Annotated in this window: 10 protein-coding genes; 6 read left to right on the top strand and 4 right to left on the bottom strand. The window is 70.2% G+C overall.

The features are described from left to right. Positions 1–5: 5 nt before the first annotated feature. The 4 genes from M503_RS0113710 to M503_RS0113695 all read left to right on the top strand — a co-directional run bounded on the left by M503_RS0113710 (position 6) and on the right by M503_RS0113695 (position 2268). Positions 6–818: a formylglycine-generating enzyme family protein gene (locus tag M503_RS0113710; protein ID WP_028918778.1), complete on the top strand. Its 813-nt coding sequence runs from the start codon at positions 6–8 to the stop codon at positions 816–818. Then, the gene (locus M503_RS0113705) at positions 815–1441 is read left to right on the top strand and encodes an SCO family protein (protein ID WP_028918779.1); all 627 of its coding nucleotides are present in this window, start codon (positions 815–817) and stop codon (positions 1439–1441) included. The genes M503_RS0113710 and M503_RS0113705 overlap by 4 nt, the downstream gene beginning before the upstream one ends. Positions 1442–1486: 45 nt before the next feature. Then, positions 1487–1942, top strand: a complete 456-nt coding sequence (azu, locus tag M503_RS0113700; protein WP_028916830.1) for an azurin — start codon at positions 1487–1489, stop codon at positions 1940–1942. Positions 1943–2031: 89 nt separating this feature from the next. Beyond that, positions 2032–2268 carry a hypothetical protein gene (locus tag M503_RS0113695; RefSeq protein ID WP_028918780.1) on the top strand — a complete coding sequence of 79 codons (237 nt, stop codon included), beginning with the start codon at positions 2032–2034 and terminating at the stop codon, positions 2266–2268. A gap of 20 nt (positions 2269–2288) precedes the next feature. On the opposite strand, the gene M503_RS0113690 is transcribed toward M503_RS0113695, so the two are convergent. The 4 genes from M503_RS0113690 to M503_RS0113675 all read right to left on the bottom strand — a co-directional run bounded on the left by M503_RS0113690 (position 2289) and on the right by M503_RS0113675 (position 8674). Further along, complete coding sequence (locus M503_RS0113690) at positions 2289–3080, bottom strand: aldose 1-epimerase (protein WP_331280012.1); 792 nt, start codon at positions 3078–3080, stop codon at positions 2289–2291. Positions 3081–3114: 34 nt separating this feature from the next. Further along, positions 3115–4149 carry a glycoside hydrolase family 43 protein gene (locus M503_RS0113685; protein WP_051412500.1) on the bottom strand — a complete coding sequence of 345 codons (1035 nt, stop codon included), beginning with the start codon at positions 4147–4149 and terminating at the stop codon, positions 3115–3117. 22 nt (positions 4150–4171) lie between these two features. Then, a complete protein-coding gene (locus tag M503_RS0113680; RefSeq protein ID WP_028918782.1) occupies positions 4172–5656 on the bottom strand; it encodes an MFS transporter in 1485 nt (494 codons plus the stop codon). A gap of 123 nt (positions 5657–5779) precedes the next feature. Further along, the gene (locus M503_RS0113675) at positions 5780–8674 is read right to left on the bottom strand and encodes a TonB-dependent receptor (RefSeq protein WP_028918783.1); all 2895 of its coding nucleotides are present in this window, start codon (positions 8672–8674) and stop codon (positions 5780–5782) included. A gap of 407 nt (positions 8675–9081) precedes the next feature. On the opposite strand from M503_RS0113675, the gene M503_RS0113670 reads away from it, so the two are divergent. Beyond that, the gene (locus M503_RS0113670) at positions 9082–10380 is read left to right on the top strand and encodes an MFS transporter (RefSeq protein ID WP_028918784.1); all 1299 of its coding nucleotides are present in this window, start codon (positions 9082–9084) and stop codon (positions 10378–10380) included. Positions 10381–10444: 64 nt separating this feature from the next. Beyond that, positions 10445–13315, top strand: coding sequence for a glycosyl hydrolase 115 family protein (locus tag M503_RS0113665; protein WP_028918785.1), 2871 nt, complete (start codon positions 10445–10447; stop codon positions 13313–13315). The last annotated feature ends 5 nt before the right edge of the window (positions 13316–13320 follow it).

The raw sequence follows: 13320 nt of genomic DNA, 5'->3' as shown, positions 1-13320 counted from the left end.
CCACCATGGAACGCAAACCCCTCCCGCTGCTGGCCCCGGCAATCGCCGCGGCCCTGGCCATCGGCCCGGCCCTCGCCGGCGCCGCTGGCCCGGCGGCCGGGGCCCGCGACCCCTCGGTCGCCTGGCAGGCGATCCCCGGGGCCCAGTTCCGTTCGGCGGTGCGTTTCGAGGAGGCCACGGCAACGCTGCCGGTGGCTTCCTTCCAGTTGATGGCCCGACCGGTGACGAACACGCAGTTCGCCGCGTTCCTCCGGCGCCAGCCGCAGTGGCGGCGCGACCGGGTGCCGGCGGTGTTCTCCAGCCCCGGCTACCTCGGCCACTGGGCCACGCCGGAAGAACCCGGCGCGCGCCTGGACCCGGAGGCACCGGTGGTGCACGTGAACTGGTACGCGGCCGATGCGTTCTGCCGCGAACAGGGCGCACGCCTGCCGGACTTCATCGAGTGGGAGTACGCCGCCGCTGCGGATGCCACGCGCGCCGACGCACGCGGCGACCGCCACTGGCGCCTGCGCCAGGTCAACGACGGCACGCCCAGCGCGCCCGACGCCGCGCCCGATGCCGCCGCGAACCTCTACGGCGTGCACGGCCTGCACGGCGCGTACTGGGAATGGACCGGCGATTTCTCCTCGCTGCTCGGCCAGGGCGACCGCCGCGGCCAGGACGACGGCGATGCGCTGCAGTTCTGCGGCGGCAGCGCGCTGGCGTTCAACGACGCGGCCGACTACGGCGTGGTCAAGCGCTTCGTCCTGCTGTCGGCCCTCCAGCCCGGGGCCACCCTGGGCAACCTCGGATTCCGCTGCGCAAGGAGCCAGCCATGAATATCCGCCCCGCTTTGCCGCCGCTCGGCCTGGCCCTGTGCCTGGCCCTCGGGCTTCACGCCGGACCGGCCGCCGCACAGCCAGCGTCCGCCAACGGCGTCGCCGCCGCGGCCCACGAACTTGCCGGCGACTCGGTGTACCACCTGCAGGCCGGCCTGGTCGACCAGCACGGCCAGCCGCTGCAATGGGCCGACCTGCGCGGCCGCCCGCAGCTGGTGTCGATGTTCTACGCCAACTGCCACCTGATGTGCCCGCTGATCCTCGAGAACGCCAAGGCGCTGCGGAAACAGCTGCCGGAAGCCGAACGCGGTCGCCTCGGCGTGGCGATGATCACCCTCGACCCGGCGCGCGACACACCCGCGGCATTGGCCGAGGTGGCGCGCAACCACCGCTCGCCGGCCGACTGGCGCTATCTTGTGCCTGCCAACGACGACGTGCGCGCGCTGGCCAGCGTGCTGGACGTGCGCTACCGCTTCCGCGAGGACGGCAGCATCAACCACACCAGCGTGCTGGTCCTGCTCGATGCCGAAGGCAGGCCGCTGGCCCGTTCCGAAGTCAAGGGCACCGCGCCCGATCCCGCTTTCCTCGCCCAGGTCCGCGCCGCGCTGGCCGCGGCCGACTGACCTGAAGCTCCCTCCATCCCCAACGCGAAACACCAGGAGTACCCCATGAACGCTACCCGTACCCTCGTCGCCCTCGCCCTGCTCGGCGCCGCCGGCATGGCCCAGGCCGCCGGCAACTGCACCGTCTCGCTCAAAGGCGACGACGCCATGAAGTTCGACCAGAAGGAAGCCACCGTCTCGGCAAGCTGCGCCACCATCACCGTCGAGCTGGCCCACACCGGCAAGATGGCCGCCAACGTGATGGGCCACAACGTGGTCATCTCCAAGACCGCCGACGTCGCCGGCATCGCCCGCGACGGCATGAAGGCCGGCGTGGCCGGTGCCTACGTCCCGGCGGGCGACGCCCGCGTGATCGCCCACACCAAGGTCATCGGTGGCGGCGAGTCGACCAGGATCACCTTCCCCGGCAAGGCCCTCGCCGCCGGCGGCGACTACACCTTCTTCTGCAGCTTCCCGGGCCACTCGGCCATGATGAAGGGCAAGCTGGTCGTCACCAAGTAAGGCCCAGCTCGGCAACACCTGTCCCGGCGCGCCGCCCGCGGCGCGCCGGACGCTCCACCGGCCGCATCGCGACCGGGAAGGAAAACCCCATGGAATTCCACGTGCGCATCGCCGGCCAGCCGGACCTCGGCGCGATCGAATCGCAGCTGTTCGGAATCGATCCGGCCGCCCTGGTCGACCACGACGCCGCCTCCGGCCTGCTGCGCATCTCCACCGTGGCGCACCCGCGGGAGCTGGCCGAGGCGATCGCCGCCTCCGGCTGTCACGTCACCGCGGCCGACATCGAACTGCAGCCCTCGGTCTGCTGCGGCGGCTGCAGCGGCTGAACCGCCGCGACCGTCGCCCCTCAGTCCCACTCCATCCGGAACCACGCCTGCAGCTCCTCGCCCGGCGCGAGCAAGCGCGGCATGAGGTTGAACGCATCCGGCGGGCCGGTCTGCGGCTCGACGCAGGTGGTGTGCGCAGGTTCGTCGTAGACCACCCAGTGGTCGCAAACCGAAGCCAGGCGCAGGCGCTGCCCGGCACGGTGCAGCACCACTTCGCGGGTGTTGAGGAAGCAGTCGTCCCACGGCCCCGGCGTCGGCGCCGACGTCGGCAACGTGGCGATGCCCTCGGCGTCGCGTGGATAGATCGCGGATGGATGGAACTCCAGGCGTTCCGGCTTGCGGAACCACGGATGCCAGCCCATCGCCACCGGCATCGGTTCGGCCACGGCCCGCAGCGACAGGCGCAGCGCCAGCCGGCCCGGGCCTTCGACTTCGACCCACTGCTGTGCGCGCCCGCCGAACGGCCAGCGCCAGTCCCGCGGCAGCTGCAGGCTCATCCCGATCGAACGCGCGTCGTGCGCGTCGACCTGCCACGGCATCCACATCGACACGCCATGGATCGCGTGCCCGCCCATGTTCGCCGGCACCTGCCACTGCCGTCCGCCGAATGCGAACCGGCCGTGGCGGATGCGCCCGACCCACGGCAGCATCGGATAGCAGCCCCAGGCGATCGCCGAGGGCCAGCCGTCGTCCGGACCGACCAGCTGCGCCACCCCGTCCTTGTGGATCTGCGCGATGCGCCCGCCGGCCCGCGGGGCGACCCCCACCTGCAGGTCGCCCTCGCCGATGCGCAGCAGCGGTCCCGGCGCCAACGGCGCCTGCGGGTCGGGCCCAGGCCCGCCGGGGTCAGACGCCATAGGGATCGATCGGGACGATCCGGCCCTGGGCATCGTGCTGCAGTTCGGCGCACTTGATCGAGCGCAGGTGGGTGACGCCGCCGGACAGCAGGGAGTCGTGGTAGAACAGGTACCAGCGTCCGTCGACCTCGCAGATCGAATGGTGCGTGGTCCAGCCGACCACCGGCCGCAGCACGTGGCCCTGGTAGGTGAACGGACCGTAGGGGTTGTCGCCGGTCGCGTAGCACAGCAGGTGCGTATTGCCGGTGGAATACGACAGGTAGTAGCGGCCGCCGTACTTGTGCAGCCACGGGCCCTCGAAGTAGCGGCGCTCGTGGTCGTTGGCGCGCAGCGGCTGGCCGTGCTCGTCGAGGATCAGCACCTCGCGGGTCGGCTCGGCCAGTTCCTTCATGTCCGCGCCCAGGCGTCCGATGCGCGGACCCAGCGCCGGCACGTCGCCGACCGGTTCCTCGTTGGCGTCGTCGTAGGCGTTGTCGCGGTACTTCTGCAGCTGACCGCCCCAGATGCCGCCGAACAGCAGGTAGTGCTCGCCGTCGTCGTCGCGGAACACCGCCGGGTCGATCGAGTAGGTGCCCGCGATCGGTTCGGGCTCGGGCCTGAACGGACCGGCCGGGTGGTCGCCCACCGCCACGCCGATGCGGAACAGGCCATCCGGCGCCTTGGCCGGGAAGTAGAGGTAGTAGCGGCCGTCCTTCTGCGCCGCGTCCGGCGCCCACATCTGCCGTTCCGCCCACGGCACCTCGCTCACGTGCAGGGCCAGGCCGCAGTCGGTGGCCGGCCCCTGCGGCGACTCCAGCGCGATGACGTGGTAGTCCTCCATGCAGAAGTGGTCGCCGTTGTCGTTGAAGGCCACGCCGCCTTCGATGTCGTGCGAGCAGTACACGTACAGCTTGCCGTCGAACACGTGCGCCGACGGGTCGGCGGTGTAGATGTGGGTCACGAGCGGCTGGGAGATCGCCCGCTCGGCCAGCTCCTTCAGGTCGTCGCCCAGGGCCGGCTCTTGGGTGCGGGAATGTTCTGCCATTGCTGGATCAGCTCCTCTTGGTTCAGGCCGCGGCGCCGGCCGGGGCACGGCGCTCGCGCAGGTCGCGCTCGATGCGCGACTCCATGGGCTTGTTGATTTCGTAGAAGAACAGCAGCGCGCAGCAGACCAGGAACGGCAGGCCGCTGTAGATGCTGACCGACATGCGGATGCCGTCGACCGCGGCGGCCGACTGCGATTCGGCGCCGGCCTGGTAGCCGTAGTAGGCGAGGATGCCGGCAACCAGCGCGCCGCCGATGCTCAGGCCCAGCTTCAGGCCGCAGAGCATCGCCGAGAAGATGATCGCGGTGGCCCGGCGGTTGTTCTTCCACTCCGAGTAGTCGGCCACGTCGGCGATCATCGCCCACAGCAGCGGGATGGTGATGCCGTAGAAGAAGCCGTGCAGGATCTGCGACAGGAACACGATCCCGATCGCATCCGGCGGGTAGACGTAGAAGCCGAGCAGGAACAGCGTGGACACGAACAGCGCCACGCCGAACACGTCGCGCTTGCCGAAGCGGTCCGCCAGCTTCCTGGAGAAGCCGATGCCCACGATCATGAAGATGATGCCGCCGGCGTTGAACAGGCTAAAGACCGAGGTCGCCGGATCCTCGGGCCAGTGGAACGAGGTCAGCCCCATCCCGGTCAGCATGGCGTTGAGCCCGTCGATGAAGCGGATGAAGCCGATGTCGACCAGGAACGCGCCCAGCGCGGCCTCGTCCAGGTAGTACTCGAAGTAGTAGACGTAGGTGCCGCCCTTCAGCGCCAGGGTGGTGAACACCAGGATGGTCAGCAGCAGCATCACCAGCCACGGCCGGTTGCGGGCCAGGTCGGCGATGTCCTGGCCGATGCTGGACTTCTGCTCCGGCGCCGGCACCACCCGCTCGCGGGTGGTGAAGAAGGTCAGCAGCAGGAACACGGTGCCGACCGCGGCGAACAGCAGCATCGCGTTCTGGAAGCCCTGCACCTTGTCGCCGTCGCCGAGGATCAGCACCAGCGGCAGCAGCACCGACTGCACCATCAGCTGGGCGATCATCACCGCCACGAAGCGGTAGGCCGACAGGCTGTTGCGTTGGCCCATGTTGCCGGTGAGCACGCCGCTGAGCGCCGCGTACGGCAGGTTGTTGGCCGCGTACACCAGCACCAGCAGGGTGTAGGTTGCCGCGGCGTAGATGACCTTGCCCTGCGGGCCCAGGTCGGGGGTGCTGAACGCCAGCAGCGACAGCACGCCGAACGGCACCGCGGTCCACAGGATCCATGGCCGGAACTTGCCCCAGCGCGAATGGGTGCGGTCGGCGAGCACCGCCACCAGCGGGGTGAACACGAAGGCGCCGACCAGGCCGACCACGAAGATGATGGTCGCCGCGGTGCCGGCCGGGATGCCGAACACATCGGTGTAGAAGAAGGCCAGGAAGGTGATCAGCGTCTGGAAGATCAGGTTCGCCGCCAGGTCGCCCAGGCTGTAGCCCACCTTTTCGGTGACGCTGAGGATTTCCGAGTGTCTGGTCATGCTGATTCCGGCCGTTGTTGCAGATTTTCCGGCGCCGGTGCCAGCGCCCCCCGTAGAAGCGTGGCCCGCCCCGCTGACGCCGGGCGGGCCACGTTCCGTTTCTTGCTAGCTACCGCGTTGCACTCAGAACGTACCGCGGATACCGAGGGTGATGGTACGGCCTGGCTCGTAGTAGGTGCGGCCCATGTTCTCGCCGAAGTACGCGACCAGCGGCTTGTTCTGCAGATTGGTGGCGCTCAGCGTGATCTGCGGGCTGGTGGGCAGGTTGGCGAGGGTGTAGCTGGCCGACAGGTCGAGCTGGCCACGGTCCTCGAAGAAGCTCTCCACCCACGGCAGGCTGCTGCGGCCGACGTTGATCGGCGCGCCCTCCGCCCAGTTGTACGACAGGCGCACCTGGGCCACCTTGCCCTCCCAGTACGCGGTGGCGTTCCACATCTTGGGCGAGACGCCGAAGATGTTGCCGGCCAGCGCGGTCGAGTCGCGACCGATGGTGGTGACGTTGAGCTTGGTGTAGTTGGCCATGAAGCCCAGGCCGTTGAACACGAAGTCCAGCGGCTGCACCCAGATCGTTTCCCAGCCACGCACGTTCAGCGCCGCGTCGGCGTTGACCTGCTGGGTCACGGCCACGGTGAATGCGTCGTAGCCGCCGATGGCGTTGTCGACCACCGACTGCTGCTGGGCGTTCAGCGAGGCGTAGGGGATGCCCAGCTCGGCCAGCGTCTTGCGGGTGCTGCCCTGGAAGGTATAGCCCTGCACGCGCTTGTTGAAGAAGGTCACGCCGACGAAGCCTTCGTCGCCGGTGTACCACTCGCCGCCGATGTCGAAGTTGGTCGAGATGTACGGCGCCAGTTCCGGGTTGCCCTGGGTGGCGGTGTCGATGCCCGAACCGCCCAGGGTGGTGCCCGGCAGCATCGAGCCCGGAGCCGGGCGGGTCATCGTCTTCGAGGCCGACATGCGCAGGACCACGTCCTCGGCGACATCCCATGCTGCGCTGAACGACGGCAGCCACTCGCCGTACGAGCCTTCGATCGTCTGCCACTGGCGCACGCCGTTGAGGGTGACCGGGCCGGACAGGGTGTGGTCGGTGGTGGCGTAACGCACGCCGGCGTTGACGCGCAGCTCGCGACCCCAGACATCGGAAGCGGTGTTGACTTCGACGTAGGCGGCCTTGGTGGTTTCGTCGATGCTGCCGGTCTGCTGGTTGATCGCGCCGGTGTTCACTTCGGGCGCGGTGCTGGCGAAGTTGGCGAAATCGGTGGCGGCCATGAACGAACCCCAGTCGACCCCGATGAAGCCCGGGCCGCGCACCAGGAACTGGCTCAGCTCTGCGTTGGAGATGTTCGCGTAGACGTTGGTGCGCCACGCGGCGCCGTTGTCGAACGCCTGGATGCGGCGGAAGTTGGTGTCGGTGGACACGCCGACCCGGACGTTGTTGCTGTCGTCGCCGAGCTGCAGGTCGGCGCGCAGGTTCGAGGTCTTGGTCAGGCGCTTTTCGTTCTGCAGGCGGATGTCGTTGAAGGTCCAGCCCGCATTCGGGTCGTTCAGGTCGACGTCGCCGCTAGTGTAGGTCGGGAAGCCGTTGTGGTTGGTGTAGTCGGCCACGAAGTACGGCGAGTTGACCATGACGGTCGGCATCACGCGGCGCATCCAGCTGCGGCTGATGCCGCCGACCACGTCCAGCTTGATGTTGCCGTCGTCGCCGAACCAGAAGGTCGCGCCCGGGTTGATCTGCCAGTAGTCGACGCTCTCGGTGTACGGACGGTACTGCAGGAAGGCCTGCGCGCCGGCGAAGGTCGCGTCGGTCACGACGTTGTTGCCGTCGACCTGCATGTCCAGCGGGACCATGCCGGTGGGCGAGCTGAAGTTGCGGCCCAGCAGGTCCATGTCCATGCGCTTGGTGTTGCGCTGCGCCTGGGTGTACAGGCCGTCGACCCACACGTGGATGTCGTCGGTGGGACGCCACTCGACCGAACCCAGGAAGGAGTCGCGGTCGCGGGTACCGGAGATGTTGGCCGGGCGGCCCAGCGCCGGGATCAGCGCGTTGTTGATCTGCTGCATGGTCAGGCCCGGGTTGTGGGCCAGCAGCCATGCCGAGTCGATCGTCTCGCCCGGGGTCAGGCCGGCGGCGACCATCGCCGCCGAAGCGCCGGCGTTCTGCGCCGCGGTGGGCACGCTGGGCCAGATGCCCCAGCGGTTGGTGCCGACGTCCGGGCCGCAGATGCCGCCGCACTGGGCCGCGGTCAGCGCCGGGGTGGTCCAGTTGTCGCTGCCGCCGTCTTCCCAGCCCTTGACGCCCATCTTGTTGCGGATGGAGGTCACGCCGGCGAGCACGCCGAAGGTGCCTTCGTCGTTGGTCCAGCTGCCGATCAGGGTGCCCTGCGGCGAGGTCTTGCCCGCGGTGCTGTTGTGCGCGCCCTGCAGCGAGTAGGTCAGGTGCGTGCCCGGGTTGTCGAAGGCATGCGCGTTGGTCATGTCGACCAGGCCGGCGGCGCCGCCTTCCGGCAGGCTGGCCTTCGGCGACTTGTAGACGCTGACCTTGTTGAAGAATTCGCTCGGGAACAGGCTCAGGTCCGTTTCCCGGTTCTGGTTGGCGTTGTCGTAGGAGATCGACGCCGTGGCGACGCTGTTGCCGTTGATCGTGGTCTTGGTGAAGCTGTCGCCCAGGCCGCGGATCGCGATCCGCTGGCCTTCGCCGTTGAGTTCGCGGCTGATCTGGATGCCCGGCACGCGCGCCAGCGACTCGGCGATGTTGACGTCCGGGAACTTGCCGATGTCTTCGGAGAAGATCGCGTCGACGAAGCCGGTGGCATCGCGCTTGGCTTCGGTCGAGTACTGCAGGCTGCGGCGGAAGCCGCGGACCGTGACCTGGTCGAGGTCGGTGGCCTGGACGGCCTGGGGCTCCTGCCCCGACGGCGCCGGCGAAGCCGCGTCCTGGGCGATGGCGACCGGCGCGGCAGCGCCGAAGATGGCCGCACCGAGCGCGACCGAAAGCGTGTTCCTTGCGAGATACCTGTGCACCGTACTCCCCTCCCGTTTCTGGTGTTGCGTTGGCTTCGTTGAATGGTTTTCGCCACCGCTTGGTCGGCGGGGGCCCGGGTCGTCCACATCCCTGCAGGGCCGGCCGGAAGGCTCCTAAACCGGGGCCTGCGGACGCCGCGCCGATGGTAGCGCTACCATTCCAATAGCCGCACGCTGCACAGCAGCATGCCCCCCGGCCATCAGGAAGCAGCGGCGGGGATGATGCGTCGCATCATGTTTTTATGGGGGATTCCGCGAACCGGGCGGAGGCGGCACGCGGCTGGGCGCGGCCGGGGAAGCTGTGATAATGATAGCGCTATCAGAAGATGCCGGCCCTGGCCGGGCCCTGGGAGGGGCGTATTCATGCGTAACGGGACACACCGCGGGCCGCGGGCCGGGGTGGCGGCGTGAGCGCGCAGGCGACGGCTCCGGCGGCGGCGACGCCGGTGGGCCGCTTCCGCTGGCGGGTCTGCGCCATGCTGCTGGCGGCGACCACGATCAACTACATCGACCGCCAGGTGCTGGGCGTGCTGGCGCCGTTCCTGCAGGACGAGATCGGCTGGAACGAGATCCAGTACGGCTACATCGTCATGGCCTTCCAGGCCGCCTACGCGATCGGCCTGCTCTGCGCCGGCGCGGTGATCGACCGCTTCGGCACCCGCATCGGCTACGCCCTGGCGATCGGCATCTGGTCGCTGGCGGCGATGGGCCATGCGCTGGCCGCCAGCGTGCTCGGCTTCGTCATCGCCCGCTTCGCCCTGGGACTGGGCGAGGCCGGCAACTTCCCGGCCGCGGTCAAGACCGTGGCCGAATGGTTCCCGAAGCGCGAGCGCGCGTTCGCGGTGGGCATCTTCAACGCCGGCTCCAACATCGGCGCGATCGCCGCGCCGCTGATCGTGCCGGTGGTCGCCGCGGCCTGGGGCTGGCAGGCCGCGTTCCTGTGCACCGGCGCGCTCAGCGCGACCTGGCTGGCGCTGTGGCTGGCGCGCTACCGCACGCCCGAGCAGCAGCCGCGGCTGTCGCCGGCCGAGCTGGCGCACATCCGCTCCGATCCGCCGGAATCGACGGTGAAGGTGCCGTGGCTGCAGCTGCTGCGCCACCGCCAGGCCTGGTCGTTCGTGGCCGCCAAGTTCATCACCGACCCGGTGTGGTGGCTGTTCCTGTTCTGGCTCGGCAAGTTCCTGGCCTCCGAATACGACCTGTCGCTGGCGCGCATCGGCCCGCCGATCATCGTCGTCTACCTGATGGCCGACGTCGGCAGCATCGCCGGCGGCTGGCTGGCCGGGCGCTTCGTGCGCCTGGGCTGGAGCATGAACCGCGCGCGCAAGGGCGCGATGCTGGTGTGCGCGCTATGCGTGGTGCCGGTGGTGTTCGCCACCCGGATCGACAACCTGTGGGCGGCGGTGGGTCTGATCGGCCTGGCCATGGCCGGGCACCAGGGCTGGTCGGCCAACGTGCTGACCCTGCCTTCGGACATGTTCCCGCGGCAGACCGTGGCCTCGGTGGTCGGCATCGGCGGCTTCGCCGGCGCGGTCGGCGGCATGGCGATGTCGTACTTCACCGGCAGCCAGCTGCAGGCCACCGGCAGCTACACGACCATCTTCCTGATCGCCGGCTCGGCCTACCTGTTCGCGCTGCTGTGCGTGCACCTGCTGGCGCCGCGGCTGCAGCCGGCACCGCTCGACGTGCCGCGGCCGCAGACCTGAGCCGCGATCCCGTCCCGCGCGGGCCGCGCGCCACCGCCGCGGCCCGCCTGCCCCGAGGAAACGCATGACCCGGCCATCCCTGTTCCTCCTGCTCCTCGCCACCGCGCTGTCCCTGCCCGGCCCTGCCGCCGCCGGGAACGACGCCTGCGCCCGTCCGGCGACGGTTTGCGAAACGCCCGTCGCCGGCAGCCTCGCCCTGGTCGATCGCGGCCGGCCGCTGCCGGTGCTGGTCGACGAAGCCGACTTCTCCGCGGTGCATCGCGCCGCCGAGGCCTTCCGCGCCGACCTGGCCGCGGTCGCGGGGCAACCGCCGGCGGACGCGCCGTCGCCGCGCATGGCGGTCATCGCCGGCACCCTCGGCCGCAGCGCACGCATCGACCGCATCGTGCGCGACAAGGGCATCGACACCTCCGGCGTGGCCGGGACCTGGGAGGCCTACCTGCTGAAGGTGGTCGAGCATCCGGAGCCTGGCATCGACCGCGCCCTGCTGGTGGCCGGCGCCGACCGTCGCGGAACCGCCTTCGGCCTGTACGAGCTGTCGCGCCGGATCGGCGTGTCGCCGTGGACCTGGTGGGCCGACGTGCCGCCGCCGCGCAAGGCCAGCCTGCACGTGGCGCCGGGCCGCTTCGTCGACGCGCCGAAGGTGAGGTACCGCGGCATCTTCATCAACGACGAGGACCCGGCGCTGGGTGGCTGGAGCAAGGCCACCTTCGGCGGCACCAACCACCGCTTCTACGAGCGCGTGTTCCAGCTGATCCTGCGCCACAAGGCCAACTACCTGTGGCCGGCGATGTGGCAGCCGCGCGCGTTCTACGCCGACGATGCGCGCAACGCCGAGCTCGCCGACGAGTACGGCGTGGTCATCGCCACCACCCACCACGAGCCGATGATGCGCGCCCACGACGAGTGGTCGCGCGAGGGCAAGGGCCCCTGGGACTACACCCGCAACGCGCAGGCGCTGCAGGCGTTCTGGCGCGGCGGCATCGAGCGCCTGCAGGGCCGCGAGGCGGTGGTCACCCTGGGCATGCGCGGCGACGGCGACGAGGCCATGACCGAGGGCACCGCCACCGCGCTGCTGGAGCGCATCGTCGCCGACCAGCGGCGGATCATCGCCGAGGTCACCGGCCGGCCCGCCGCGGAAACCCCGCAGGTGTGGGCGCTGTACAAGGAGGTGCAGGACTACTACGACGCCGGCATGCGCGTGCCGGACGACGTCACCCTGCTGTTCGCCGACGACAACTGGGGCAACATCCGCCGCCTGCCCGACCCGGCCAGCCGCCGCGCCGGCGGCTACGGCGTGTACTACCACTTCGACTACGTCGGCGGGCCGCGCAACTACAAGTGGCTCAACACCACCCAGGTCGAGCGCGCCTGGGAGCAGATGCGCCTGGCCTGGGCGCACGGGGTGGAGCGGCTGTGGATCGTCAACGTCGGCGACATCAAGCCGATGGAACTGCCGATCAGCGCCTTCCTCGACCAGGCCTGGGACCCGGACGCGGCCGACCTGGCCTGGATCGCCCGCTATCCGGCCGCCTGGGCCGCCGAGCAGTTCGGCCCGGAGCACGCCGCGGAGATCGGCCAGATCCTGACCCGCTACACGCAGTACAACGCACGCCGCAAGCCGGAGCTGATCGACACGGACACCTGGAGCCTGGTCCACGAGAACGAGGCCGACCGCGTGCTTGCCGGATGGGACGCGCTGGTCGCGCGCACCCTCGAACTGGCGAAGAAGATCCCGCCCAGCCACCGCGACGCCTGGTACCAGCTGGTCGAATACCCGGTGCTGGCCAGCGCCAACCTCAACCACCTGTACGTCGCGGTCGGCCGCAACCGCCTGTACGCGGCGCAGGGCCGCGCCTCGGCCAACGCCTGGGGGGAGCGGGCGCGCGAGCTGTTCACCCGCGATGCCGAACTGCAGCGCGTGTACGAGCAGGAGATCGCCGGCGGCAAGTGGGTCCACATGATGTCGCAGCCACGCATCGGCTATACCCACTGGCAGTCGCCGGAACGCAACGTCCTGCCCGCCCTGGCCACGGTCGACGTGCCGGAGAAGGGCATCACCGGCGTGGCCATCGAGGGCGATCCGCGGCGCTGGCCGTATCCGCTGCACGGCGCCCGTCTGCCGGTGCTGGACCCGGTCGGGGCGCCGACCCGTTCGATCGTGGTGTTCAACGGCGGCCGCCAGCCGGTCGCGTTTACCGCCAGCAGCCGCACGCCGTGGCTGAAGGTCTCGCCGGCTTCCGGCGAGGTCGCCGACGCGCAGCCGCTGACGCTGGAAGTGGACTGGGACGCGCTGCCGGAAGGCGAGCACGAAGGCCAGGTCTACATCCGCGGCCGGGACTGGACCGAGGCGACGGTCACCGTGCCGGTGCACAAGCCCCCGGCGCACCGCGGCGTGCGCGGCTTCGTCGAAGGCAATGGCGTGGTCGCGATCGAGGCCCAGCATTACGGCCGCGCGGTACCGCCGGCCGGTGGCCAATGGCAGGTGATCCCGAACCTGGGCCGCACCCTGTCCGGCGTTACCGTGTGGCCGGCCACCGGCGAACCGGCGACGCCCGGCGGCGATGGCGCGCGCCTGGAATATCCGCTGGTCATGGACCACGACGGCGAGGTCGAGGTGCGCATGGTCATGGCGCCCACCCTCGACATCCGCCACCGCGGCGGCCTGCGCTACGCCGTCTCGATCGGCGACGAGGCCCCGCAGCTGGTGAACGTGCGCCTGGACCCCACTCCCGGCGACCGCGATTTCCGCGCCTGGGAAGCGGCGGTCATCGACAACTCGCATGCGGCCAGCTCGCGCCACCGCGTCCGCGCCGGCGCCAACACCCTCAAGCTGTGGCTGGTCGATCCGGGCCTGGTGTTCCAGCGCGTCGAAGTGCTGCGCCGGCCATGGCCGCCCACCACCCTCGGCCCGCCGGAAAGCGCGCGCCGCTGACGACA

This window comes from Pseudoxanthomonas suwonensis J47 (assembly GCF_000513955.1).
GTDB classification, from domain to species: Bacteria; Pseudomonadota; Gammaproteobacteria; order Xanthomonadales; family Xanthomonadaceae; genus Pseudoxanthomonas; species Pseudoxanthomonas suwonensis_C.
The sequence above is the reverse complement of the archived record's forward strand: the minus strand, read 5'-3'. Positions and strand labels throughout refer to the sequence as shown.

Excerpts from the sequence above, each read along its gene's own strand:
- M503_RS0113665 (WP_028918785.1), top strand. The coding sequence starts at position 10,445 with ATGACCCGGCCATCCCTGTTCCTCCTGCTCCTCGCCACCGCGCTGTCC.
- M503_RS0113685 (WP_051412500.1), bottom strand. The coding sequence starts at position 4,149 with ATGGCAGAACATTCCCGCACCCAAGAGCCGGCCCTGGGCGACGACCTG.
- M503_RS0113695 (WP_028918780.1), top strand. The coding sequence starts at position 2,032 with ATGGAATTCCACGTGCGCATCGCCGGCCAGCCGGACCTCGGCGCGATC.
- M503_RS0113680 (WP_028918782.1), bottom strand. The coding sequence starts at position 5,656 with ATGACCAGACACTCGGAAATCCTCAGCGTCACCGAAAAGGTGGGCTAC.
- azu (WP_028916830.1), top strand. The coding sequence starts at position 1,487 with ATGAACGCTACCCGTACCCTCGTCGCCCTCGCCCTGCTCGGCGCCGCC.
- M503_RS0113710 (WP_028918778.1), top strand. The coding sequence starts at position 6 with ATGGAACGCAAACCCCTCCCGCTGCTGGCCCCGGCAATCGCCGCGGCC.
- M503_RS0113705 (WP_028918779.1), top strand. The coding sequence starts at position 815 with ATGAATATCCGCCCCGCTTTGCCGCCGCTCGGCCTGGCCCTGTGCCTG.